Origin of the sequence: Pseudoalteromonas sp. S3776 (assembly GCF_005886915.1) — a bacterium.
Classification (GTDB): Bacteria; Pseudomonadota; Gammaproteobacteria; order Enterobacterales; family Alteromonadaceae; genus Pseudoalteromonas.
This window is the reverse complement of the sequence record NZ_PNCU01000027.1, coordinates 127,731-150,837: the sequence shown is the minus strand read 5'-3', so window position 1 is coordinate 150,837 and position 23,107 is coordinate 127,731. Positions and strand designations below refer to the sequence as shown.

Here is a 23,107-nt window from a genome sequence, read left to right as displayed (position 1 = left end):
AACGAGTGATAAGTAAACAGTGGCAATTGTTTATAGGCACAAAAAAAGCGCTTATTTTAGCGCTTTTAAAATAACATTAAAGTTATAGCCAACGAATAGCATTGGTAACCCGCTCGTTGTACACATTAATTGGCGCGCCGGTATTTGCCACTAAAATAGTATCGGCTTTTTCGCCTCGATTAATATGCCCTGCAAAACGAGAATCATGAAAATCATCTTCGCCAAACCCAAACGACTTATTCTCAGAAGGAACAATAAACACTGTCATTGGGCCAAAGTCTGACTCAAAAATTAAGTGCAAACCTTTTTCTCCTTTGAAATCGCAAAACATTGCATAAGTAATCTTACCAGGCAGCTCTTCTATATGAGCGCCTAGCAGTGCAAGCTTATCGTTAACGCTTTGTAGGCTAATAGCATTGGTTTTTTCAAGGGCGCTAATTTCATGGTAAACATGGGTTAAAGCATGTTCACCTGCTGCGTGGGCAATGTGTTGCTCTGTGCTAAAAAAGAATGCGCCAATAGCTACAAAAAAAGACGCGGCTAGGGCTAAGTGAACACGGTCAAACTTAAAACGTGAGCGTGCATCTACAACGTTATCCCCAGTTGCTTGCTCTTCTTGCATTGCTTTTTCTTTTAACGAGGTGTTTAAAAGAATACGCTCAGCAAGATTGTCAGGCACAGGCACATCTAACGCATCTTGAATTTGTTTATCAAAGTCTTTCATGTCGTTAATAAAGTTTTGTCGCTCAGAGCTTTCTTTAGCAAATTCTAAAAGCTCCTTTTCTAAATCGTTTGGCTGCGCAATAGTGCGTCGACGAAACTCAAGTTCATCCATTATTTTGATGCCCCTTTAAGTTGTTCATCATCACGGCTTAAAGCCTCTTTAAGTTGGTTTCTGGCACGGTATAAACGAGTCATAACCGTGTTTTTATTTAAATCGAGAATCTCTGCTATTTCTTCACCAGAGCACCCCATAACAACTTGCAGAAGTAAGGGTTCTCTGTATTCATCAGATAACAGCGCAATTTGGCGTTGGATAACCGTTTGTTCCATTTCATCATCTAACGAATGACTGGTTTCATCGACAAGTGTATCGTTTTCTACATCGCTGTAGTCAAATTGCTTGCGCTCAAAGCGACGTGCATTTTCTCTACGCAAAATAGTCAGCAGCCACGGCTTGGCGGCTTTTTGGTCCAATAATGAGTCAAGCGAGCGCCAAGCACGTAAAAACGTTTCTTGTACTAGGTCATCTGCAATATGTGGGTCACGGCATAACCAATAAGCAAAGCGATAAAGCTCCTTATTATATACATGGACCAAGGCTTCATAGCGCTTTTGTTTCTCTGCCATATCAACTAAGACCTGATTATTTGATTTTTTCTTTCCAAGCATAAGTACTTTTTTAATTAAAATTTATTATTTAATGCATGAAAAGACCTAAATTTATCAAACTAGTTAATAAAGGTCTTTTAATACAGCTTGTTGCGACTTTATACGTTGAACTTGGTGCTGCTCAATTATGTTAATAATAGCATTAAGATCGACATCTGCACTGCTATTTGCATAAAGAGCTGACTGTAAACGGTTAACCTGCGTCGCCAGTTCATCATTATTGATGTTGTGTATTAACGTATCTATCGCAGTCACTTTTTTGCCCGTAAGCTTAATCGCTACCGCATTTAGTTCGCTATAAAATGCATTGAGATTATTTGATTTAGCTGCATTTTTAAGCGCGTTTAATGAAAGCGGTTGGGCTTTATTTACAGGTGCACTGTTATTTTTTGGCTCATTATTAGTAGAACGGCTTAGCCAATAAAAAATTGCAGTGATTATCCAAAAAATATACCCCAGCACGGCAACAATAATTAACCAAAGCGGAATAACACTTTGCGACGTGGCTACTGCTGTATTGAGTTGCTCTGTATTACTTAGATTATTGTCAGGCAAATTTGGCTCACCTGTATTAAGGGGGTCGTTTGTAGCAGTGTTTGGGTTTATACCATTGGCGCTTGGTGTTACGGTTATAGTACGTTCAGGTAATTTAGCATAGCTAATACGGTTTATTTTGGTGTTATACCAAGGCAATGTTATTTCAGGTAGGGTGTAGGTACCTGCTTTTTGTGGTAATAACGCAAATGACGCTGTTTGCTGAGATACAACCCGTCCGTTTCTTACTGCATTGTTTGTTTCTACCTCGTCGGGATAACTGCGAATTCCCGCAATGGTTTTCATATCAATTTCAGGCAGTTGCTCTTTAGTAACCCCTAATGCGGTTAAGGTAATAGTGCGTGTAATAGGTGTGCCAACTTCTACTGTATTTTCATCAGGTTGCCACTGCTCATCAATATTAACTAATTCACTTGGTAGCCATGCGCCTTTATAGTTTGCTGGGATAGGTTTTATCTCAAGTTGCTGATCATCCCCTAAAGCAGACACCTCTAATTGGCGGTAGTTTTGTTGTACACGGCCCTGAAACGTAGGGCCTGTAATCGTATATACGCCGCTTTTTTGCGGTTGTAGTAAGTATTCTCGGGTGATCACTAAATAACGTTTACCATCTACAAGCTCATAGCTTTCGGCTTGTTTACCTAATTGAGTAAGTTGGGCATCCTCCATGGTTGGTGTACTTAAACTGCCATCAAGTAGCTCTTTTGCTAGGTAGAGTTTAATCGTATATACGCCAGCTTCTTGAACAAACAACGCGTCACTTGAGAGCGATGTTTTTAAAAAAATATCGTTATTTTTATCAGCATCGGCTGCGCGTTTAGCCACTTTTAATTTTATAGGTTGCGAGCTTAAACCGGCCACGGTAAAGGCTGGAATGGTGTATTCGCCCTCATTACGGGTCATTAACTTTACAGACCACGTTGTTTGCTTATTAATACTGCCATTTATAATGTTGGTGCGCGTACTCAAACTTGTGGGCCCAACGACAAAGTCTTTAAGTAACACCGAGGTGTCGGGTTGCTCGGTTTTTATTGTGTCGTCCACTGAAATGTTAAGCATAAAAAACTCGCCAGCAAGGACTGGGTTTTTATCTACACTTGCCTCTAATTTGGTGGCGGCCCATGATGGCATCGCACTTAATAGCAATAAACAGCAAAATAATCGCATTACCATGATTTTTCTACTCCTGTAGGGCGACGTTGATATTGTCTTTTTTGGGCTTCTAATTGCATTTTATTCCGTAATAAAATTGCCGGATCGTCCGGTACTTTTCTTAATAACTGGTTAAGCTGCTGGGCTTTTTCTTTCTCTTCGTTGGTGAGCTCACGGGCTTGTGCTTGCGCGGCTTGTTGCGCGTTTTGCTTTTGCTCATCTGTTAACGTTTGCTGCTGCGCTGTTTGCGGCTGAGCATTTTCAGCCTGTTCTTCGTTTGTTTGCTCAGGCTGTTTTTGCTCTTGATTAGCTTGTGGCTGAGTTTGTAGGTCTGGCTCATTTTGTTTATCTGATTGTGAACCCGACTCAGCACTTTGTTGGTCTTGCTCAGTGTCAGACTCATCACTTGGCTCACCTTGCTGATCTTGTGATTGCTCGCCTTGGCTTTGCTCTGATTGAGAATCGCTATTTTCACCTTGTTGGCTTTGATCTGATTGCTGATTGTTTTGTTGCTCACTTTGATCAGATTGTTGCTGATTATCTTGCGAATCACCCTCTTGCTGTTGCTGCTGTTGCTGCTCGAGCAACTGCTCAACCAAAGCTTGGTTATCAGCGGCTTCGCTAAAGTTAGGTTGTAACGTTTGTGCTTGTTTGTAAGCATCTATGGCTTGTTCTAGCTGTCCTGATTTGGCAAGCGCGTTGGCATAGTTATAAAAACCAGTGGCTGATTTATCATTACTAAAGGCTTCTAGTGCGGCATCAAAATTACCTTGTTGGTACAATGCGGCCCCTTTTAAGCTGCTTGAGTCGGCATTGGCGGCCTGTTCAAAATCTTTATTTTTATAAGCATCAAGTGCTTGCTGATCAGTATTTTTTAAAAAAGAGGGGAGCTCTAATGCGCTTGCTTGCTGGGTTGGCAAAACGCTGAGTACCAAAAAGGCCCCTAAAAATGCTGCACTTCTAAATAAATAAAGACCTAAGGGCAGTAAAATAAGTAACCCGTATATACCGGCGTCTATACGCCAAAGGGCATGGCTTTGTTTTTCATCTTTTAATAACTCACTATTGGCACTTGGTGCAAAAGTAGCTATGTCGCTGCTGCTAGGTTGGTAAAGGGCAAACTTTCCACCACTTCGCGTCGCTAGGCTTTTTAAGCGGCTAATATTAATAGTGGGAATGACTATTTGACCATAGCTGTCTTTTAAAAAGCCGCCTTCAGGTAATTTAATCGGCGCGCCTTGCTCTGTGCCAACGCCATATATATTTAGCCGATAAGAGGAATTACTGGTAAAGCTAGTAATATCGCTTTGCTCTTCTTGGTCTATGCCATCAGTGACTAATATTATATCGCCATCAATATAGCCTGCTTGTGTTAAAAGCTCCTTTGCCATATCAAGGCCAGCTAAAACATTAGAGCCTTTATCGGGCATAATGTCAGGGCTTAAACTCGGAATTAAATTGCTAAGCGTAGTGGCATCGTTTGTAAGTGGCGAAATAGTATAGGCACTGCCGGCATAAGCAACTAAAGCCGTGTCGCCTTCTTTAAACAGCTCAATCATATCGAGTGCCTTAAAGCGCGATTGCATTAAACGATTTGGTGCTATATCGGTACTGTACATTGAGTACGACATATCCATTACAATTACACGAGCGCTTTTACTTTGAAATACAGGGACCTGTTTTTCTTCAAAGCTAGGGCCTGCACTAAACATAATCGCTAAACAGCAAAATACAGCAACCAACCAGAGTGGTTGGCTGGCTTTAGTGTTTGACTCGTTCATAATAAACGGCGCCAAATGAATCGCTATTAGGTTATCTGCGCTTTGTTTTTTATACTTAATAAAGGCGATAAAAAACAAAGCCAGCGCTGGTATCAAAAGCCACAAAACAGCGGGGCGAATAAATGTAAAGTCCATTAGTTAGGCTCCTTTAATGCACGTAAGGTGCTTAACAGTATTTTTAAACTAATGAGCAAAATAGCAATAAGTAGTGGGTAGTAAAACAATGAGCTTTGCGGGCGAAATGTTTGCTCATCTGCGCTAATTGGCTCTAACTTATCGAGCTCTGCGTAAATTTGCTGAAGTCCAGCTACATCTTTGGCCCTAAAATATAGCCCACCGGTTTGTTCAGCAATATCTTTTAATAGGTTCTCATCTAAGCTGCCGCCACTCATACCGCCCATATTAAAAAGGCTAAAGCCGCGTCGGTTATCAGAGCCAACCCCGATGGTATACACTTTTATACCTTCTTCGCGGGCAAGGAGTAGGGCGTCTTCAGGTTTTAAATTACCCGCGGTGTTTTGCCCATCGGTTAATAGCACCACAATGCGGTTACTTTTATCTTTATTGGCAAAACGTTTTACCGATAAACCTAGCGCATCGCCAATAGCGGTGGCGCGCCCTACCAAGCCAATTTGAGACTCGCTAAGCATTTTACTTACGGTTTTAACATCGCGAGTTAGCGGCGTTTGTAAAAATGCGGTATCGCCAAATAATATCAGCCCTAGCCTGTCACCTTGACGCTGCTCTATAAAGTCACTCAATACGGCTTTTACCATAGTGAGGCGATCAACATATTGGCCGTTGTAGGCCATGTCTTGTTCGGTCATCGAGCCTGATAAATCGACCGCAAGCATTATATCGCGTCCTTCATTAGGTAATGAAATAGGCTCATCTAACCACGTTGGGTTTGCAGCCGCTGTTACCAGTAATAACCATAAAGTCCATTCAAAAATACTTAACTTACGTGTGCCTTGTTCAAAGCTGTGTGTGGCTAAATTGTGTTGAGCAAAGCTAGGAATGCGAAGGCGCGTTTGTGCGCTACTTGCAGCTGGCTTTAATAATAAAAGTAATAAAGGCAGCGGCAGTAATAAAAATAACCAGGGCCAGCTAAATTCAAACATGTACTGACTCCTTTAACTTAAATTGTTTAATACCTTGGCGAAACTTGTCGGTTAGTTCTTTGTTTGCTTGCTCGGTGTTATACAGGCTGAGTATTTCCTGCTCGCTAAAGCTTAAACCTGTTAACGCATTAAGCGTATTGCACCAATTAGTGGTTGACTGTGCAGCTAGGCGTTTGTCGTAATACTCAATAACAAGGCGCTTTAAAATAATATGAAGGGTGAGCGGGTTTTGTTCTGTTTTACTTAAATCTATTGCGTAACGTTTTGGCTTTTTAAATTTGTGATTTTTGTAAAACCAAAAAGCAGCTGCACAAATTAATATAAATAACAGGGTAATAATAACCCACCAAGCAGGAGCGAGTGGCCACCAACTTACTTGGCTTGGTGCTATTATGTCGTGCAGGCCGTCGAGTGGATTGGATTGCATGGTTACTTTCTCACTAATTGCAGTTCAAGCGGGCTGGCTGCATTGAATGATATTAAATTAAGGCCTGATTTAGTTAAGCGGTTAAGGCGAGTACTAAATGCGTGCTCGGCATTTTTTGCAAAGCGTTTTCTAAAATTACTGTCCATTAGTGGAAGGGCAAAGTCTTGATTATTTGCACTTACCGTTACAGTTTGTTTAAACGCAGGGAGCTGATGCTCAAATGGGTCACTTATATGACAGCCTATCAGCTCGCAGTGGCGGCTTAAAATTTCTAATTGCTTAAAGCTTGCATCATCTAGGGCATTAAAATCAGAGACTAAATACACCAAGCTGCCAGGTTTTGCTAAATGGTTAAGGCGTTTTAAATTATCGCTAAAGTTGTTAGTGGGTTGTTTGTCTATATTGTTAAGTGCTTGTTGGTGGTTGTCGCATAGGTTATGGCAAAGTTTAAGAACGGCTTTTTCGCGTGCGCTTGGCTTAAGTTCTAAATGCGAGTGCTGGTTAAACACAATGCCGCCAATTCTATCACCGCGCTGACACGCCGACCAAGCAACGAGCGCGCTAATGTGCGCAGCTTGTACCGACTTAAGCAGCAGCTTTGAGCCAAATAGCATAGAGTTTGAAAAATCAGTAAATACAAACACAGGGCGCTCTTTTTCTTCTTGAAAAAGCTTTGTATGGGTTTCGCCGGTACGCGCTGTTACTCGCCAGTCAATAGAGCGAATGTCATCGCCTTGCTGGTAATGGCGTACTTCGGCAAACTCCATGCCTCGGCCTTTGTGAGGCGCAAGGTATTGCCCAGCTAAACTGTTTTTAATTTTAACTTTTGGTGCAAGCTCTAGCAATTGCGCTTTTGCTTTGTAATACATAAGCTCTTTTAACGCTAAATTTACACCGTGGCTATGGCTTTGCTTTAGCCACGCCTTTGAGTCTAATTGTGTTTGCATAACTTAGGGTACGGCTACAAGTTCAACAATGCGGCTTATTACCTGATCTTTAGTAATGCCATCAGCCTGTGCTTCGTAGCTTAAAATAATACGATGGCGCAGAACATTATGTACAACGGCTTGAATGTCATCGGGTGCTACAAAGTCGCGGCCATGTAACCAAGCGTGGGCACGGGCACATTTATCAAGTGCAATGGTGGCACGGGGGCTTGCGCCAAACTCAATCCAACGGCCAAGTTGCTCATCAAACTTAGCCCCTTCACGAGTTGCAATAATAAGCTGTACTAAATATTGCTCAAGCGGCTCGGCTAAATACAAACCTAAAATAGCTTGGCGAGCGGCAAATAAGTCGCTTTGGGTAATTTGCTGCATTACCGCTTGGTGTTCATTAAGCGCTTCACCACGGGTTAACCGCAGTATATCTAGCTCGTGCTCTGCACCTGGGTAATCAATGCTTAAATGTAGTAAAAAGCGGTCTAATTGTGCCTCTGGCAGCGGGTAAGTCCCTTCTTGCTCCAGCGGGTTTTGGGTAGCCATTACCATAAACAAATCGCTAAGCGGGTAGGTGTTTTTACCTACCGTTACTTGGCGCTCTGCCATGGCTTCTAATAACGCTGATTGTACTTTTGCTGGGGCACGGTTTATTTCATCGGCTAAGATAAGGTTATGAAATAAAGGGCCTTTTTCAAACACAAATTCACTTGTTTGTTGGCGGTAAATATCGGTGCCTGTGACATCCGCAGGTAATAAGTCGGGTGTAAACTGAACGCGTTGAAACGAGCCTTCAATGCCTTTAGCAAGGGCGTTAACAGCACGGGTTTTTGCAAGCCCTGGTGGGCCTTCTACTAATAGGTGCCCATCAGCTAAAATGGCAATAAGGAGTGCTTGAGTAAGCTCTGGCTGGCCAATAATTTGTGTATCTAAGTACGTTTTTAATTGTTTGAATGCGTTAGCTGCCATAATAAATAGACTTCCTCGTCAGCTGGGTTTGTACCTAATTTTTTTTAGGTGATTAATACTGACCTAGTTATAAGGTTTATAAGTGAGTAACTCAAGAGTTAGACTGTATTTTTAAAAATAGTTCGTTATTTTTTAACGGTTTTTAGCGTACCACAAATCTTTGTAAAAACGCGTAAAAAAGCCTATTGTGGTAGTCAATATTAAGCACTATGTGTATATCTAGCTTTAGTGCTTTTGTATAAATTTGTGTTTATCTATTGGCTTTAGCACACGGGTTGTTTAGAATCGAGGAAAACAAACAGGTCAGACCTGTCAGCGGGAGAGCATAAATGTCTGAGCAAAATATACTAAAAACACCAAAAGGCGACCGTATTGCCATCGTTAGCGGCTTACGTACTCCTTTTGCAAAACAAGCAACAGCGTTTCACCATGTACCGGCCCTTGATATGGGTAAGTTGGTGGTTAACGAAATGCTTGAACGATTAAATTTCGACAAGTCAGAAATCGATCAACTTGTATTTGGTCAAGTAGTGCAAATGCCAGAAGCACCAAATATTGCGCGTGAAATAGTATTAGGTACGGGTATGCCTGTAGGTGTAGATGCGTATTCTGTATCGCGTGCGTGTGCTACCAGCTTTCAGGCCATTGCCAATGTAGCTGAGTCTATTATGGCAGGCTCTGTAAATGTAGGTATTGCTGGTGGTGCTGACTCATCTTCAGTGCTGCCTATTGGCGTAAGTAAAAAATTGGCAGGTAGCTTAGTTGATTTAAACAAAGCGCGTACCTTAGGCCAGCGCTTGAAAATATTCTCAAAACTGCGTTTAAAAGATTTATTACCAGTACCGCCAGCGGTTGCTGAGTACTCGACAGGCCTTTCTATGGGGCAAACAGCTGAGCAAATGGCTAAAACACACAACATTAGCCGTGAAGATCAAGATGCACTCGCGCATCGCTCGCATTCGCTTGCAACCCAAGCATGGGCAGATGGCAAGTTAAAAGATGAAGTTATGACGGCGCACTTGCCGCCATATAAAAGCTTTATTGAAGAAGATAATAACATCCGTAAAAATTCTACCGTTGAAGGCTACGCTAAGCTTAAACCAGTATTTGACCGCCAACATGGCTCGGTTACCGCAGCAAACGCAACACCCTTAACCGATGGTGCAGCTGCCGTACTGATGATGAGCGAAAGCAAAGCAAAAGCACTAGGCTACGAAATTTTAGGTTATGTACGCAGTTTTGCGTTCTCGGCAATTGGTGTAGAGCAAGATATGCTAATGGGCCCAGCGCATTCAACGCCTATCGCACTTGATAGGGCAGGTATTACGCTTGCTGATTTAGATTTAATTGAAATGCATGAAGCATTTGCAGCACAAGCGCTGGCTAACATGAAAATGTTTGCATCAGATAAGTTTGCGCAAGAGCAACTTGGTCGTAGCAAAGCAATTGGCGAAATTAACATGGATAAGTTTAACGTTAACGGCGGCTCTTTAGCATATGGTCACCCATTTGCTGCAACAGGTGCTCGCTTAATTACGCAAAGCTTACACGAGCTTAAACGTCGTGGTGGCGGTTTAGCATTAACAACAGCGTGTGCTGCTGGTGGTTTAGGTGCAGCCTTTGTATTGGAGAGCGCGTAATGTCAGATTCAGTATTTAATTTAACGGTAGATGAAAACAAAATTGCCGTAGTAACCATTGATGTGCCGGGTGAAAAAATGAACACCCTGCGCGACTCATTCGCTGATGACTTAAAAGCTTTACTTGAAGAAGCCAAGCAAGAGTCAGTAAAGGGTATGGTATTTATTAGTGGTAAAAGCGATAATTTTATCGCGGGCGCTGATGTAAAAATGCTTGATAGCGTGCAAAAACGTGAAGATGCTTTAGCAATCAGTGAGCTGTGTCATCAAGCCTTTTTTGATATGACAAAGCTACCTTACACAACGGTTAGCGCAATTCATGGTGCGGCGCTTGGTGGTGGTTTAGAGTTTGCTTTAGCGTGTGATTACCGCGTAGGCACGGATAGCGATATTACTAAAGTAGGTCTGCCTGAAGTACAACTTGGTTTATTACCAGGTGGTGGCGGTACGCAGCGTTTAACTAAAATTGTAGGCATTCAAAAAGCGCTAGAGTGGATGCTAACAGGTAAGCAGATTCGCCCTAAGCAAGCTAAAAAAGCGGGCGTATTAGACGACGTTGTGCCACAAAGTGTATTGTTAAAAGTTGCTAAAGAATTTGCAGCTAAGAAAAAGCCAGCAGATAAAGAGCCTAAGCTTGATAAAGTAAGCAAATTATTAGAGTCGAACCCGTTTGGTCGTAACTTTATCTTTAAAAAGGCGAAAGAAAACGTACTTAAAAAAACCGGCGGACATTACCCTGCACCGCTTGCAATTATTAAGGCTGTGCGTGCAAATGTAGAGCTTGATAAATTAAAAGCATACAAAACAGAAGCTGAAAGTTTTGCAACACTTGTAATGAGTGATGAATCTAAAGCGCTTCGTAGTATTTTCTTTGCAACCACGGAAATGAAAAAAGAGTGGCGCAGCGATGATGCGCCGGCTATCAGTAAAACTGCCGTTTTAGGTGGTGGCTTAATGGGGGCTGGTATTGCGCATGTAAGCGCAGTAAAAGCCAAGGTACCTGTGCGTATTAAAGATGTAGCAGAGCAGGGCATTAGTAATGCTATGAACTACACCTACAAAATTTTAGATAAGCGCCTTAAGCGCCGTATTATGTCTAAAGCTGATATGCAGTTAACCATGAACCGTATTACCGGTACTACTGACTACAGCGGCTTTAAACACATTGATTTAGTAGTGGAAGCTGTATTTGAAGACCTAGCCTTAAAGCAAGGTATGGTTGCTGATATAGAGCAGCAATGTCAAAGCAATACTATTTTTGCTAGTAACACGTCATCACTGCCTATCTCACAAATTGCAGCGCAGGCGCAGCGTCCAGAAAACGTGATTGGTCTGCATTACTTCTCGCCAGTTGAAAAAATGCCACTAGTGGAAATTATTCCACATGAAGGCACGTCACAAGAGACCATAGCACGTGTAGTTAACTTTGCTCGTAAGCAAGGTAAAACGCCCATTGTGGTAAAAGACATGGCTGGTTTTTACGTAAACCGTATTTTAGCGCCTTATGTAAATGAAGCGGCTAATTTAATGCTTGCCGGTGAGCCAATTGAAAAAATAGATGCAGCACTTGTAGAGTTTGGCTTCCCAGTGGGGCCGCTTGCTTTACTTGACGAAGTAGGGATCGATATAGGCTCTAAAATTGCCCCAATTCTTGAAAAAGAATTAGGCGAGCGATTTAAAGCGCCAGATGCATTTTCTCGTATGATTGATTCAAAACGCCTAGGCCGTAAAACGGGTCGTGGTTTTTATGAGTACGATAAAAAGAGCAAAAAAGTTGACGAGTCAGTGTATGAGCTATTAGGTGTGACACCTGCTCCGCGTTTAAATAAAAGCGAGATTGCTAAGCGTTGTGTATCACAAATGCTTAACGAAGCAGTACGTTGTTTAGACGATGGCATTATTGCCAGCCCACGTGATGGCGATATTGGCGCTATATTTGGCATTGGCTTCCCACCGTTTTTAGGTGGACCGTTTAGCTACATGGATAAATTGGGCGCAAGTAAGGTTAGCTCTGAAATGTCTACTTTGGCTAATAGCAATGCGAACTTTGCTCCGTGCGATACGTTAGTAAGTATGGCTGAATCAGACGCTAAGTTTTATCAAACGCAGCCTGTTACAACTGAGCTAAGCCCAGCACCTGTTGCTGAACAAGCAATAGAAGCAGAGCCTGCTGATGAGCAACCTCAAGAAGAGAGCGTTGACTCTCCAAAGCAAGACTCGTAAAACAGCTTGATTAAAAAAACCGCATTATATGCGGTTTTTTTATACCTGCTATTTGTAAATATAGAATACTAGGGCGCAATGATAAGCAATTATTCTTTAGGGCTAACCTCGGTGCATACTGTGTTAAAAACGTGCATTTATAAACTTAGATTGCCAGTCTTTATTTAGTTATCGACAGGTTTTTTACCTTCAAATAAGGCTTATAATTAAGTTGCTTGCTATAAATTATGTTAGCTTAATTTGCAGCTAAGCAGATAAGAGGTAAATCATTATGCAGTTGTTTACAGCACGACTAGCAATGCGCCCACTTCAAAGCAGTGATTGGCCATTATTTTTGCAGTTACATCAAAATTCAACCGTGATCCGTTATTGCTACGATATGCCCAGTGAAGCGTTTGTACGCAGTCGATTTGAACAACGTTTAAAAAGCTGGGATAGCACTTCTACTCATCCGTTTTGCCTTGTCGTATTTGATAAGCGTTCAAATGAGCCCATGGGTGTTACGGGGTTTACGTACGAGCTTGAGCAAGCTGAGCTAGGCTATTTGTTTTTACCCGCGTATTTTAATCAAGGCTTTGCCAGTGAGTCACTGCGTGCCGTGATTGAGTGGGCATGGCAACAATGGGGTATTACACAGTTTAAAGCCGTGGTTACAAAGGGGAATATAGGCTCTGAAAAAGTATTACAAAAGTGTGGACTAACGTTAACGGGCACTAATACGCAAGCGCATACTATTAATAATACACGTTATGATGATTTGATATACACATTAAAGTTGTAGCAAATAGGGCTAGCAAGCTAGCCCGTGATGGTGGTTTCTATAGATGTGCTTCAATTGCTTTACGGTCTTTTTCTGGCATATTCTCAACAACTAATTTGAACGAATTATCGATCATTCTTTCAATTTCGCCTTGTGGAATAGAGCCATCTAATATCACCGTATTCCAAAGCCGCTTGTTCATATGATAGCCAGGGATCACCGCAGGAAAAATATCACGCAATTTAAGTGCTTCATCGGGATCGCACTTTAAATTAAGCCACCAAATAGGATCTCCATCATCATTAACGTCTCCATCATTACCTAAGGCAAGGGTGGCAAACATTTTATGATTTACTTTATAAACATCAACCTCTTGAGCAAATGGTTTTGTCACTTGCACCAAGGGCTTCTTTACTAAATACTCATGTACTGTGTTTTGGTCCATGATCCAATCCTTGAAGTCATACTCGGTAGAGATACCATAGCAGTTTTTTTCGCTTTTGATTATAGGTATTTAGTTTTAAATTAAAATTTTGCAAGTCTATATCAAATGCAGCCCCAAATTAACGTATTTTTAGTTGAACAATACCCAGTTCGTGGTATGTTTCTGGCAATCAAAAAAATAATAGGAAAACCCCCATGCCAAAGGCGAGTGACGTTAAAAAAGGAACCGCGATTGAGTTTAATAATCGTGTGTTGGTAGTTAAAGATATTGTACGTTCAGTACCACAAGGTCGTGCAGGCGGTAGTTTGTACCGTATGCGTTTATACGATGTAGTAACAGGTGCAAAAGTAGACGAAACCTTCAAAGACAGCGACATGCTAACCCTAGCAGATTTAACTCGCCGCGAAGCAATGCTTTCATACATTGATGGCGATGAATACGTGTTTATGGATAATGAAGACTACACGCCATATAACTTAAATAAAGAGGCAATAGCAGAAGAAATTCAATTCGTTAACGAAGAAACGCAAGGCGTACATGTTATTGTGATTGATGGCTCGCCTGTAGGTTTAGATTTGCCATCGAGCGTAGAGTTGGTTGTTGAAGAGACTGACCCTTCAATCAAAGGTGCTTCTGCGAGTGCGCGCTCTAAGCCTGCACGTCTGAGCACGGGTTTAACCATTTCGGTGCCTGAGCATATCTCTACGGGCGACCGTATCCGTATTAATACGGCTGAGCACAAATTTATGGGCCGCGCTGAAAAGTAGCCCAAGCTATATGATAAAGCTGGCGTTATGCCGGCTTTTTTATGCCAAAATTTTATAAACTAAGTAATCACAATCTATATCAATACTTAATTTATATAAGCTGATAGCCAGACCCGCTACTAATTCGTCTGATTAAACGGGCCTATTTGCCCTAAAATACGTAGCTTTGCTTTTAAGTTTAATGGAGAAGATGTTTGCTTTTCCGTACACAGGTGCTTGCATACACAATGTAGAAGCCAATTTGTGTATTTGCCCCATGGCATTATCTTATTTGCGCTAAGTGTTTATTAGCACTAATAAGGCTTGGCGTAGAGTTACTTTGTTGCTGTTTCAAAAACGCGGTAAATTCATCTTTTGAAAGCGGTTTAGAATAGAAATAGCCTTGCACCGTTTCACAATTTAGCGTTTTAAGTATGTCAATTTGGCTTGCTTGCTCCACACCTTCAGCAACCACATGTAAATCGAGGTTTTGTGCAATCGTCACAATAGAGTCAACCATATTACGGCCTCGTTCGGTGGTCATGTCATCAATAAATGCTTTGTCTACTTTTAAGGTATTGAGCGGAAATTGTTTTAAGTACGCTAAAGATGAATAACCTGTGCCAAAATCGTCCATGGCTAAATGAATACCACGGGCACTTAGCGAGCGCATAATTGCAATGGCTTCTTGTGGGTCGTCCATTACGGTGCCTTCGGTAATTTCCAGCTCTAAAAAGTAAGAGGGGAGTTCGTTTTTTTGTAAGATCACGTCAATACGGGTTGTTAAATCTGGTAAGCTAAACTGCTTAGCCGACAAGTTAACTGCAACGCGGCCGCTAAATAGCCCATCGTCTAGCCACTGCTTTACATCGCGACACGCTTTGTTTAAAACCACCTCACCAATTTCTATAATTTGCCCGGTTTCTTCTGCAATAGGAATAAAAACGCCGGGGCTAATAACGCCTTTTTTGGGCGTTATAAAGCGCACTAATGCCTCCATTCCGGTGAGTTTACCTGTGCGAATATTCATTTTTGGTTGGTAATACACTTCAAAATGGTTTTCTTTTAGACCAAAGCGCATTAGGTTTTCTATTTGTAAGCGTTTAACCGCTTGGCGGTTCATAGTGTCGTTAAAAAAAAGATAACTATTACCCTTCTTTTTAGCGTGATACATAGCGGTATCAGCGTTTTTTAACAGTAGTTCTGGCGTACTGCCATCTTCAGGGAATAACACTATGCCTACGCTTGAGGTAATCGCAAGCTCATGGCCTGCCATTTTAAATGGGGTGGCAATAGCGGCTAAAAATTGCTTTGCCATGCGAGTAATAACATGAATATCATTAGTATCTGCCATGACTAAGGCAAATTCATCACCTCCTAGGCGGTAAAAAACATCATTCTCTCGAGTTAATTTATTTAATCGCATAGCCAGTTTTGCTAATAGGCTGTCGCCTAGCTGGTGGCCTAATGAATCATTTATCTTTTTAAAGTTATCTAAATCAAATACCAAAAGGGCGTGATGGGTGTTTTGTTTTACTAGCTTTTGTAGGTCGGTAAAAAATAAATTTCTATTTGGCAAACTGGTCGTGCGGTCTCTATTTGATAAATTATGTAACTGCGATTGTGCATTTTTACGTTCAGTTAAATCTGAATAAACCACGACATAGTTTGTTATTTGGTGTTGAGCGTTTTTTATCTCATCAATAGAAATTTCTATAGGTAGTAAAACTCGCTCACTATTGCGCAGTTTTACCTCTTGTTGAATTCGTTCACGCTCTCGTACTATATTTTTAATGTTTTCTACATAGCTTTTATCGTAACCAGGTAAGTTAAAAGGCTTTTTAAGGTACTGCTCTCTAACGCCACCAAACAGGGTTAAAAAGCTGGGGTTTATATCAACTAAGTTAAAGTTTTTATCATAGATAGCGAGTGCATCAGTAAGAGATTCAACACACTTAGCAAATAAATTGAGACGCTCTTGTGTTGATTTTAACACTGAAATATCGCGCACTGTGCCAGTCATCCTCAGTGGGGCTAAGTTAGCATCTTTTTCTATTATTTTTCCGCGGTCTAATACCCAGTGCCAGTGGCCAAAGGTGTCTTTAATGCGGTAAGTGGCTTCAAAAAAAGCAGACTTTTGAGCAAAGTGTTTTTTTAGTAAATGCTCTACTGAAGCAATGTCGTGTGGGTGAATTAAGCTTTTGTTTGGCGGAAAGCCCATTAACGTTGTTGAGTCCATCATGTATTTGTCGTTAATGCGAATAACTTCGCCTGTTTTTATATTCCAATCCCAAAGTGTATCACCACTGCCTTCAACGGTGCTTTTTAAGCGTTTTTCCGAGAGGCTATGCTGCAGTCGAGAGCGCTTTAATTTATAAATTACCAATAATAGATACGGCAAAGCCAGCGCGAGGAGGGCGCTGGAAACAGTTAAAACAGTGTGGGTATCTATATTAAAGGCGTGTTCAAAGGCAACCGCTGCGGGTGATAGGCTTAGCAGCAACCAGCAAAAACTACATTTTATTATTGTTATTTTTATCATTTGTTTTATTACTACTAATTAACAAACAATAATTTAAATCATGCCTCCTTTAGAGTCAAAGAGATTGCGAGCAAAGCGGCATTTTTTGCGATTTATTTACTTTTGCGCTACTTAATAACTCATACCTTGGTCTATCGTCTGCAAAAGTAGCCATTGTATAGGCCTTTATTTGCTCAAGGGTAAGCGTATGGAGAGCCTCTAGCAGGCGTTTTTGCATATGAAAGTTATGATCTTTATTACCTATTGCAAGCCAAAAGCGCTGTGAACGTAACCGTAGGTTTTTATCCTTTTCAGCTATGTGAGTTGCTAACCCTTGTTTATGCTGCTGCCATGATGTTTCACCTAGGGCGTCTAGGTTGGCAATAAATTGGCTTACAAAATGATTATGTCTGTGCAGCAGGGTTTGAGCTTCAAATTTTGGTGATTGTATATAAAAAGCGATACCGGCTCGGGTGTTAAAAGGGGCGTAACCTGTGCCAACTAAGTATCCTAGTTGCTGGGTTGTTCGCAGTTCATTAAAGTAATCTTGGTTTATTAGATGATTAAGCGCCATTAATTTTACTTTTTCATTTACATCAGAGGTTTGCGCCTGATAATAAATAACCATAGCGTGGTCGCTACAAGGCAGTTCAAGCTGACAGCGGGTTACTTGATCTATTTCATGCAGCGGGCGTGTTAAATCTTCAATAGCAGCGGCACTTTTTAGATGTTCAGCCACTTTTTTATGGAACACTTTTGCATCTGTATGCTGCCAATTACCATGTAAAAAGGACTCAACATGTAAAGCTTTAAAAAAGTCGACTCGAAATTCGTTAAATTGCTGAAAACACGTATTTTTAAGTGCTGTAGCTAATTCGTTAGGCTGCGGATTCCATGGCATTATTTTAGCCCCTAACACGCTAAATAGCTCACTTACGGGCTTATTTTGGTTACTGTTTCGCCAGTGTCTTACCAGTTGCTTTTTGTATTCAGCAAAGCGACGGGCGCAAATATCAACATTAAACAGTGCATCAAGTAATTGCTCCACTAACTCTAACTGACTCGTGGATAGCCCCGCGGTGTGAAGCGTAAGCCCGCCTTGATGTGAGGTTAAATGATAACTAAGCCCAGCTAGTTCTGCAGGGTAAAATTGCTCACCGACACTGTCCATAAATAAGTCGCTAAAAAGGCGAGTTAAGGCCATGTGTTTTACATCTTTTACTGCAAAGTGCGAGTCCATTGCTAAATAAAAATGACCTTTGGCTACTCTAAAGGTGTTGTCTTGTTTAAACCAAAAATCAAAACCAGGCTCTTTAACTAACAATACAGGCTTTGTTTGTGGTTTTTCGACTTCATATAACACCACTTCTTTTGTTAAATAAGGATTTGCTGTAGGCAGCAGCATGGTGTTTAAGGGTTTATTTATATGTGAAAGCGACTCCAGCCAATGCGGCGAAATTGCCTCAACTTTGTAAGGGGTGTTGTACCACGCGGTTGTGTGCTCTGCCTCAACGCCTGGGTGAATAAGTACCAAGCGCATATTCTGTGGGGTAAGCCATTGCATAGCCATTTCGTGAGCGGCTTTATTAAAACCCTCCATTAAGTAATCGCCTTGCACATAGTTAGCTTCGTCGTAGTGCTGCATATTAATACTCAGGTTACTTACCCAATCAATTAAGCGCGATTTTTCTTGGTTATCAAACGCAATTTGTAACAGGTTTTTTTTATCTTGATACAGGCGCGGTAGTTTGTCGGTGTTGTCGTTGATTAGGCAAATATACTCAAACACAATTTCTATTATGTCTTCAAAGTATTCAATGCCTTCATCGGTAAGGGCCATGCTAATGTTAAAATCTTTAAAGTTACTGCCATTTATACCGCCACCGGCAGAAAGGGCGTTAATCCACCCTTGTTCTTTTAAAATAGAGTACAGCGAGCCTGCGCCTTCGTAGCCTAGTAGGTGGGCTATAAAACTTACCGTTTTGTGTCGGTAAAAGTCATCAATATTTGGCATAGCAAAACTAACTATAAGCTTTTGCATGTGCTTATGTGGTTCTATATGCAGTATTTTGCCTATGTCTTGTGCGCGGTACAAAGGTTCATTGATAGCGGGCTTTACTTGGTCTTTATCCCCTTTGATAGGGCTAAAGTAATGTTGTACCCACTGTGCTAGTGTATCGAGCGGTTCATTCGCGCATATCACTAGTGTCATCCACTGTGCTTGATAGTGGTTAGTAAAAAAGTCTCTGAGCTCGTCACTTATACAGCGTTCTCTATCTGCAAGTGTTTGTAAATTGCCAACAGAAAACTTTGCAAAAGGGTGGGCTGGGTTTACGGTTTCTTTATGAGCCTGATAAATGCGCCGACCGTCGTCTTTTATTTTTAATTTAAACTCAGCGTCGATGGCATTACGCTCTTTTTCGGTTTCTGCTGGGTTTAATAATGGGGCTATAAAAAAACGGCTAAACTGTGCAAGTGCACCTTCAAGTGCTTGATTATTAATATCAAAGAAATAACAAGTGTGCTCAGTGCCGGTCCATGCGTTAGTATTGCCGCCAGCTTGTGAAACAAAATTATTAAAGCTTCCAGAATCAGGGTATTGGTCGGTACCTAAAAAAAGCATATGTTCTAAAAAGTGTGCTAGGCCTTGTCTATCAAGGGGATCATCAAAATGGCCAGCGTTTATGGCCATAGAAGCAGCGGCTTTAGTTGAATCTTTATCTTGCACTAATAATACTTTTAGCCCATTGTCGAGTGTAATGGCGCGGTATGCTCTGTTATCATTGCGGCTGATATTCAAATGATGCTCCTGAAACTAAACGTTTACTTGTTAACAACAGATGATAGCTTCAGGACAGCGAAAAATAGCGAAAAGATTTACCTGAATATCATGAGAGAATTATTCTTTGGAATAATAGTTAATATAGCGGACAAATGGGCAAACTGGCTACTGTTTTATATTCATTAATCGGTTGATTATTTATGAAAACAATCTTAATTATGCGCCACGGCGAAGCAACACCGATGCAAGCTAACGACGCAGCAAGAAATCTAACACCGAAAGGCCATGCAGAGGCAGAAAAAATGGGCTTATGGTTACACCAACATTTTTCTGTTGACGCTTTGTTGGTAAGTCCTTACTCGCGGGCACAGCAAACAGCTAAAGAAGTCGAGAAAAACAATGTATTCAAATTTAGTGAAACGTGTAGCGATATTATTCCTGAGGGAAAGCCACAAATAGCAGCTGACTATTTAGAAACACTTATTGCTATGCACCCCCAGTGCAATACCTGGTTGGTGGTCGCCCATATGCCTATTGTCAGCTATATAGTTGATCAACTCACCCCGGGTAATATGCCTATTTTTAACACCGCGGCGGTTGCTGTAATTCAGTACGATGAAACCTCACAGCGCAGTGAATATATTAATATCAACGCGCCTGCCAATATATAGAAAAAAGAGATAACTATGAGTATAGAACGCCTTGAAACAGGTGCGCGCATGAGCCGTATAGTTAAGCATAATGGAACCGTTTATTTGTGCGGACAAGTATGCAGCAACGCAGAGCAAAACATAACAGAGCAAACGCAAACAATGCTCGATAAAGTAGAGGCCTTACTTGAGCAGGCGGGGAGTTCTAAAAAGCATATGCTCAGCGCAACTATTTACGTTAAAAGCATGGAATATTTTGCCGATATGAATGCGGTTTGGGATGCATGGGTACCAGAAGGTTATGCACCAGCACGCGCCTGTGTTGAAGCTAAAATGGCGCGCGATGCACTATTAGTAGAAATTTCGGTAGTGGCCGCACTTAAATAAGTGTTGTTATAAAAGCACAGCAAGCCAAAACGAAAAGCTTACTACACTAAGCACCGTTGAAAGCACCACTGCACCGGCGAGTGTAACTTGATGCGTATTTAATTGGCTTGCAATTAAATACGCATTAACGCCAACAGGCGAGGCACTTAGCAATACCAGTACGTTACGAATTTGCGTATCTAATGCAAACACCCACGTAGCTGCTACACACACAGCAGCAGGCAAAATCAGTATTTTTAATAGTGATGAAATAAGGGCCGGCTGCCAATTTGCTGCCACCTTATAAAACACCAAATTAGCGCCTAACACAAATAAAGCACATGCAATCGCAGGGCTTGCAAGTAGCTCTAAGGCATTGGCTAAATTAGCAAATAATGTAATTCCCGACACATTTAAAAGTAATCCACAGCCAATACTTAACACAATAGGGTTAAGGACCATGTTTTTAGCAAATTTTGCCCACGAGAAGTCAGCTGTGTTTCCTTTCGCGCCTATTAAATAAGTTAACGCAAAAAGCAGCGTGCTATGAAATGTGATGATCATAAAGGCGATAGCAATCATGTCTTTGCCAAGTGAAGCAATAACAATGGGTATACCCACTAACACCATATTTGAATAACTTCCAGCAAGACCAAACACACTATGCTGTTGATAATTTCCAGCATTGGCTTGTTTAGTTAAATAGTGCCTATCAATAAGTATGCCCAAAGCAAATACCGCTAATACAGGAATATAAAAGCTTAAAAATGCTTCGAGGCTAATACTTTGATGCAAATTTATTTGCGACATATTGAGCATTAAAAAGGCGGGTAAGCTCACATAAAAAGTAAATTTACTTAAGCCGGCAATATGCTGCTGATTAAAAAACTTAAAATAACAACAGGTGTAGCCCAGTGCGACAATAAAAATTAAGGGAAAAATAATCGAAAAAATTTGCACGTATTCTTCCTTTAATTAGCGTCTAAACTCATCACTTTGTGGTAAATCAATTAAAATCAGCACGGCACCGCGCCCGCCATATTCTAGCGGTGCTTGATGCATGGCAATTACATCAGGGTGCTGTACCAAATACTGCGGTACTTTGTGTTTTAAAACACGCTCACCAATGCCATGCACTATGCACGCGCAGTAATAATGCTGTTTTTTGCACTCGTGAATAAGCCCTGCGAGTTCATCTTTTGCACGTTCTTTATTAAGCCCATGCAGGTCGAGTGTTAAATCGGGCGCAAAGTCGCCGCGTCGCAACTGTTTTGCTAAAAAAGAGTCGTGACCATTTTGCACATAGTTAATGGTGCTATTTGTGTCTATATCGGGGATATATTCGTCAGAAAAGAAAAATTCAGACTCAACCTGCTTTTTTTGCTGGGCAAATTGCTTCGCTTGTGACACTTTAGGTTTTGTATCAAACCTATGGGTATCTTGTTTAAGCACCTTAGCGCCTGTAATTGTTTGGCGAAAAAGGTCAATGTCGTCATTGCTTAGGGACGATTGTGATGAGATGTCTTTTTTCATAAATTTTACCTAAACAAAAAAACGTAAAAACGCAGCGCAAAAGGCGGTACAATATAAAGGTGAGGGGCAATTGTAATTTGCTCAGCACAGTTAGGCAATGCAATCGTTGCAAAGACTCAAAACAGTCAGTTAGCTAAAACAGGTAAAAAATATGAGTGATTTACAAATAGAAGAAGCAACACTTGATGAAGCTGTTGCAGAACTGTCAACGTTACATGACTGGTTACGCTGGACTACAAGCCAATTTGCAAGTAGTGGAATATTTTTTGGACATGGCACAGATAACGCGTGGGATGAAGCCGTTAGCTTATTACTTCCCGCTTTAAGTTTACCTATTGATGCCCCCAAAGAGTTAATGCATGCGCGGTTAACAAGTACAGAAAAAAACCGCCTAGCAGGGTTAATCGCAGAGCGTATAAACGACTGCACGCCGGTGCCATATTTAACAAACACTGCTTGGTTTGCGGGCATGCCATTTTATGTCGATGAGCGTGTGCTTATTCCGCGCTCGCCGTTTGCAGAACTTATTGCTAATAAGTTTTCACCGTGGCTTGAGCAGCCGCAAAGCGTTAACCGTATTTTAGATTTATGCACAGGCTCTGCTTGTATTGCCATTGCGCTTGCTCAGGCGTTTGAAACGGCGCAAGTAGATGCGGTTGATATATCGTATGAAGCGCTTGAAGTAGCAGATATAAATATAAACGACTATATGCTAAGCGACCGCGTACTGCCTATTCAGTCAGATGTATTTAGTGGTGTGCCAGGGCAAAAGTATGACCTAATAGTAGCCAACCCACCGTATGTTGATGCTGAAGACATGGCTGATCTACCACGTGAGTTTCATCATGAACCTGAGCTTGGTTTAGCATCTGGCCATGATGGCTTAGACGTTACACGTACTATTTTAGAGCATGCAAGCAATCATCTAACTGATAACGGTTTGTTATTTGTAGAAGTTGGTAACTCTATGGTACATATGGATGCCTTGTATCCGGGCGCACCCTTTGAGTGGGTTGAGTTTGAGCAAGGTGGCTTAGGTGTATTTGTAATAAGCAAAGCGCAGCTTGATACGTATTTTGCTGAATAAATTTTAAGCCGAGCACATGC

Annotated in this window: 20 protein-coding genes; 7 read left to right on the top strand and 13 right to left on the bottom strand. The window is 41.4% G+C overall.

Annotated elements, in window-relative coordinates; all coding sequences use genetic code 11:
* Positions 1-82 precede the first annotated feature (82 nt).
* From CWC16_RS12305 to CWC16_RS12270, 8 genes are all read right to left on the bottom strand, one after another.
* The gene (locus CWC16_RS12305) at positions 83-835 is read right to left on the bottom strand and encodes a DUF3379 family protein (RefSeq protein ID WP_138541734.1); all 753 of its coding nucleotides are present in this window, start codon (positions 833-835) and stop codon (positions 83-85) included.
* Positions 835-1,392: a sigma-70 family RNA polymerase sigma factor gene (locus CWC16_RS12300; protein WP_039972214.1), complete on the bottom strand. Its 558-nt coding sequence runs from the start codon at positions 1,390-1,392 to the stop codon at positions 835-837. The genes CWC16_RS12305 and CWC16_RS12300 overlap by 1 nt, the downstream gene beginning before the upstream one ends.
* Before the next feature lie 63 nt (positions 1,393-1,455).
* Positions 1,456-3,120, bottom strand: a complete 1,665-nt coding sequence (locus tag CWC16_RS12295; RefSeq protein ID WP_138541733.1) for a BatD family protein — start codon at positions 3,118-3,120, stop codon at positions 1,456-1,458.
* Entirely contained in the window at positions 3,114-5,015 is a 1,902-nt protein-coding gene (locus CWC16_RS12290) for a VWA domain-containing protein (RefSeq protein ID WP_138541732.1), read from the bottom strand. The genes CWC16_RS12295 and CWC16_RS12290 overlap by 7 nt, the downstream gene beginning before the upstream one ends.
* The gene (locus CWC16_RS12285; protein WP_138541731.1) at positions 5,015-6,001 is read right to left on the bottom strand and encodes a vWA domain-containing protein; all 987 of its coding nucleotides are present in this window, start codon (positions 5,999-6,001) and stop codon (positions 5,015-5,017) included. The genes CWC16_RS12290 and CWC16_RS12285 overlap by 1 nt, the downstream gene beginning before the upstream one ends.
* Positions 5,994-6,428 carry a DUF4381 domain-containing protein gene (locus tag CWC16_RS12280; protein WP_138541730.1) on the bottom strand — a complete coding sequence of 145 codons (435 nt, stop codon included), beginning with the start codon at positions 6,426-6,428 and terminating at the stop codon, positions 5,994-5,996. The genes CWC16_RS12285 and CWC16_RS12280 overlap by 8 nt, the downstream gene beginning before the upstream one ends.
* A 2-nt stretch (positions 6,429-6,430) precedes the next feature.
* Positions 6,431-7,375 (bottom strand): DUF58 domain-containing protein, encoded by a 945-nt coding sequence (locus CWC16_RS12275; RefSeq protein ID WP_138541729.1) that lies wholly within the window; start codon positions 7,373-7,375, stop codon positions 6,431-6,433.
* Between the two features lie 3 nt (positions 7,376-7,378).
* On the bottom strand, positions 7,379-8,335 hold the full coding sequence (locus tag CWC16_RS12270; RefSeq protein WP_029773481.1) for an AAA family ATPase: 957 nt from the start codon (positions 8,333-8,335) through the stop codon (positions 7,379-7,381).
* A 329-nt stretch (positions 8,336-8,664) separates the two neighbouring features.
* Here CWC16_RS12270 and fadI point away from each other — a divergent pair, with 329 nt between their 5' ends.
* From fadI to CWC16_RS12255, 3 genes are all read left to right on the top strand, one after another.
* Positions 8,665-9,975, top strand: coding sequence for an acetyl-CoA C-acyltransferase FadI (gene fadI / locus CWC16_RS12265; protein ID WP_138541728.1), 1,311 nt, complete (start codon positions 8,665-8,667; stop codon positions 9,973-9,975).
* Positions 9,975-12,197 (top strand): fatty acid oxidation complex subunit alpha FadJ, encoded by a 2,223-nt coding sequence (gene fadJ, locus CWC16_RS12260; protein ID WP_138541727.1) that lies wholly within the window; start codon positions 9,975-9,977, stop codon positions 12,195-12,197. Before fadI ends, fadJ begins: the two co-directional genes overlap by 1 nt.
* 271 nt (positions 12,198-12,468) lie before the next feature.
* Positions 12,469-12,978: a GNAT family N-acetyltransferase gene (locus CWC16_RS12255; RefSeq protein ID WP_138541726.1), complete on the top strand. Its 510-nt coding sequence runs from the start codon at positions 12,469-12,471 to the stop codon at positions 12,976-12,978.
* Between the two features lie 37 nt (positions 12,979-13,015).
* On the opposite strand, the gene CWC16_RS12250 is transcribed toward CWC16_RS12255, so the two are convergent.
* Complete coding sequence (locus CWC16_RS12250) at positions 13,016-13,402, bottom strand: MmcQ/YjbR family DNA-binding protein (protein ID WP_004587303.1); 387 nt, start codon at positions 13,400-13,402, stop codon at positions 13,016-13,018.
* A 194-nt stretch (positions 13,403-13,596) separates the two neighbouring features.
* Here CWC16_RS12250 and efpL point away from each other — a divergent pair, with 194 nt between their 5' ends.
* A complete protein-coding gene (gene efpL / locus CWC16_RS12245) occupies positions 13,597-14,169 on the top strand; it encodes an elongation factor P-like protein EfpL (RefSeq protein WP_055014018.1) in 573 nt (190 codons plus the stop codon).
* Between the two features lie 262 nt (positions 14,170-14,431).
* On the opposite strand, the gene CWC16_RS12240 is transcribed toward efpL, so the two are convergent.
* A complete protein-coding gene (locus CWC16_RS12240; protein ID WP_138541725.1) occupies positions 14,432-16,690 on the bottom strand; it encodes a sensor domain-containing protein in 2,259 nt (752 codons plus the stop codon).
* A gap of 55 nt (positions 16,691-16,745) precedes the next feature.
* Positions 16,746-19,469 (bottom strand): insulinase family protein, encoded by a 2,724-nt coding sequence (locus CWC16_RS12235; protein ID WP_138541724.1) that lies wholly within the window; start codon positions 19,467-19,469, stop codon positions 16,746-16,748.
* 182 nt (positions 19,470-19,651) lie between these two features.
* Between CWC16_RS12235 and sixA the strand changes: the two genes are divergently transcribed.
* Positions 19,652-20,122 (top strand): phosphohistidine phosphatase SixA, encoded by a 471-nt coding sequence (gene sixA, locus CWC16_RS12230; protein ID WP_055014015.1) that lies wholly within the window; start codon positions 19,652-19,654, stop codon positions 20,120-20,122.
* A gap of 15 nt (positions 20,123-20,137) precedes the next feature.
* A complete protein-coding gene (locus tag CWC16_RS12225; protein ID WP_138541723.1) occupies positions 20,138-20,488 on the top strand; it encodes a RidA family protein in 351 nt (116 codons plus the stop codon).
* 6 nt (positions 20,489-20,494) lie between these two features.
* On the opposite strand, the gene CWC16_RS12220 is transcribed toward CWC16_RS12225, so the two are convergent.
* The gene (locus tag CWC16_RS12220) at positions 20,495-21,427 is read right to left on the bottom strand and encodes an AEC family transporter (protein ID WP_138541722.1); all 933 of its coding nucleotides are present in this window, start codon (positions 21,425-21,427) and stop codon (positions 20,495-20,497) included.
* Positions 21,428-21,442: 15 nt separating this feature from the next.
* Positions 21,443-22,000: an endonuclease SmrB gene (smrB, locus tag CWC16_RS12215; protein WP_138541721.1), complete on the bottom strand. Its 558-nt coding sequence runs from the start codon at positions 21,998-22,000 to the stop codon at positions 21,443-21,445.
* Positions 22,001-22,151: 151 nt separating this feature from the next.
* Here smrB and prmB point away from each other — a divergent pair, with 151 nt between their 5' ends.
* On the top strand, positions 22,152-23,087 hold the full coding sequence (gene prmB / locus CWC16_RS12210; RefSeq protein WP_138541720.1) for a 50S ribosomal protein L3 N(5)-glutamine methyltransferase: 936 nt from the start codon (positions 22,152-22,154) through the stop codon (positions 23,085-23,087).
* Positions 23,088-23,107 lie beyond the last annotated feature (20 nt).

Excerpts from the sequence above, each read along its gene's own strand:
- fadI (WP_138541728.1), top strand. The coding sequence starts at position 8,665 with ATGTCTGAGCAAAATATACTAAAAACACCAAAAGGCGACCGTATTGCC.
- CWC16_RS12295 (WP_138541733.1), bottom strand. The coding sequence starts at position 3,120 with ATGGTAATGCGATTATTTTGCTGTTTATTGCTATTAAGTGCGATGCCA.
- CWC16_RS12305 (WP_138541734.1), bottom strand. The coding sequence starts at position 835 with ATGGATGAACTTGAGTTTCGTCGACGCACTATTGCGCAGCCAAACGAT.
- CWC16_RS12275 (WP_138541729.1), bottom strand. The coding sequence starts at position 7,375 with ATGCAAACACAATTAGACTCAAAGGCGTGGCTAAAGCAAAGCCATAGC.
- CWC16_RS12300 (WP_039972214.1), bottom strand. The coding sequence starts at position 1,392 with ATGCTTGGAAAGAAAAAATCAAATAATCAGGTCTTAGTTGATATGGCA.
- smrB (WP_138541721.1), bottom strand. The coding sequence starts at position 22,000 with ATGAAAAAAGACATCTCATCACAATCGTCCCTAAGCAATGACGACATT.
- CWC16_RS12240 (WP_138541725.1), bottom strand. The coding sequence starts at position 16,690 with ATGATAAAAATAACAATAATAAAATGTAGTTTTTGCTGGTTGCTGCTA.
- CWC16_RS12225 (WP_138541723.1), top strand. The coding sequence starts at position 20,138 with ATGAGTATAGAACGCCTTGAAACAGGTGCGCGCATGAGCCGTATAGTT.
- CWC16_RS12255 (WP_138541726.1), top strand. The coding sequence starts at position 12,469 with ATGCAGTTGTTTACAGCACGACTAGCAATGCGCCCACTTCAAAGCAGT.
- CWC16_RS12290 (WP_138541732.1), bottom strand. The coding sequence starts at position 5,015 with ATGGACTTTACATTTATTCGCCCCGCTGTTTTGTGGCTTTTGATACCA.
- prmB (WP_138541720.1), top strand. The coding sequence starts at position 22,152 with ATGAGTGATTTACAAATAGAAGAAGCAACACTTGATGAAGCTGTTGCA.
- sixA (WP_055014015.1), top strand. The coding sequence starts at position 19,652 with ATGAAAACAATCTTAATTATGCGCCACGGCGAAGCAACACCGATGCAA.
- CWC16_RS12250 (WP_004587303.1), bottom strand. The coding sequence starts at position 13,402 with ATGGACCAAAACACAGTACATGAGTATTTAGTAAAGAAGCCCTTGGTG.
- CWC16_RS12280 (WP_138541730.1), bottom strand. The coding sequence starts at position 6,428 with ATGCAATCCAATCCACTCGACGGCCTGCACGACATAATAGCACCAAGC.
- CWC16_RS12270 (WP_029773481.1), bottom strand. The coding sequence starts at position 8,335 with ATGGCAGCTAACGCATTCAAACAATTAAAAACGTACTTAGATACACAA.
- CWC16_RS12285 (WP_138541731.1), bottom strand. The coding sequence starts at position 6,001 with ATGTTTGAATTTAGCTGGCCCTGGTTATTTTTATTACTGCCGCTGCCT.
- fadJ (WP_138541727.1), top strand. The coding sequence starts at position 9,975 with ATGTCAGATTCAGTATTTAATTTAACGGTAGATGAAAACAAAATTGCC.
- efpL (WP_055014018.1), top strand. The coding sequence starts at position 13,597 with ATGCCAAAGGCGAGTGACGTTAAAAAAGGAACCGCGATTGAGTTTAAT.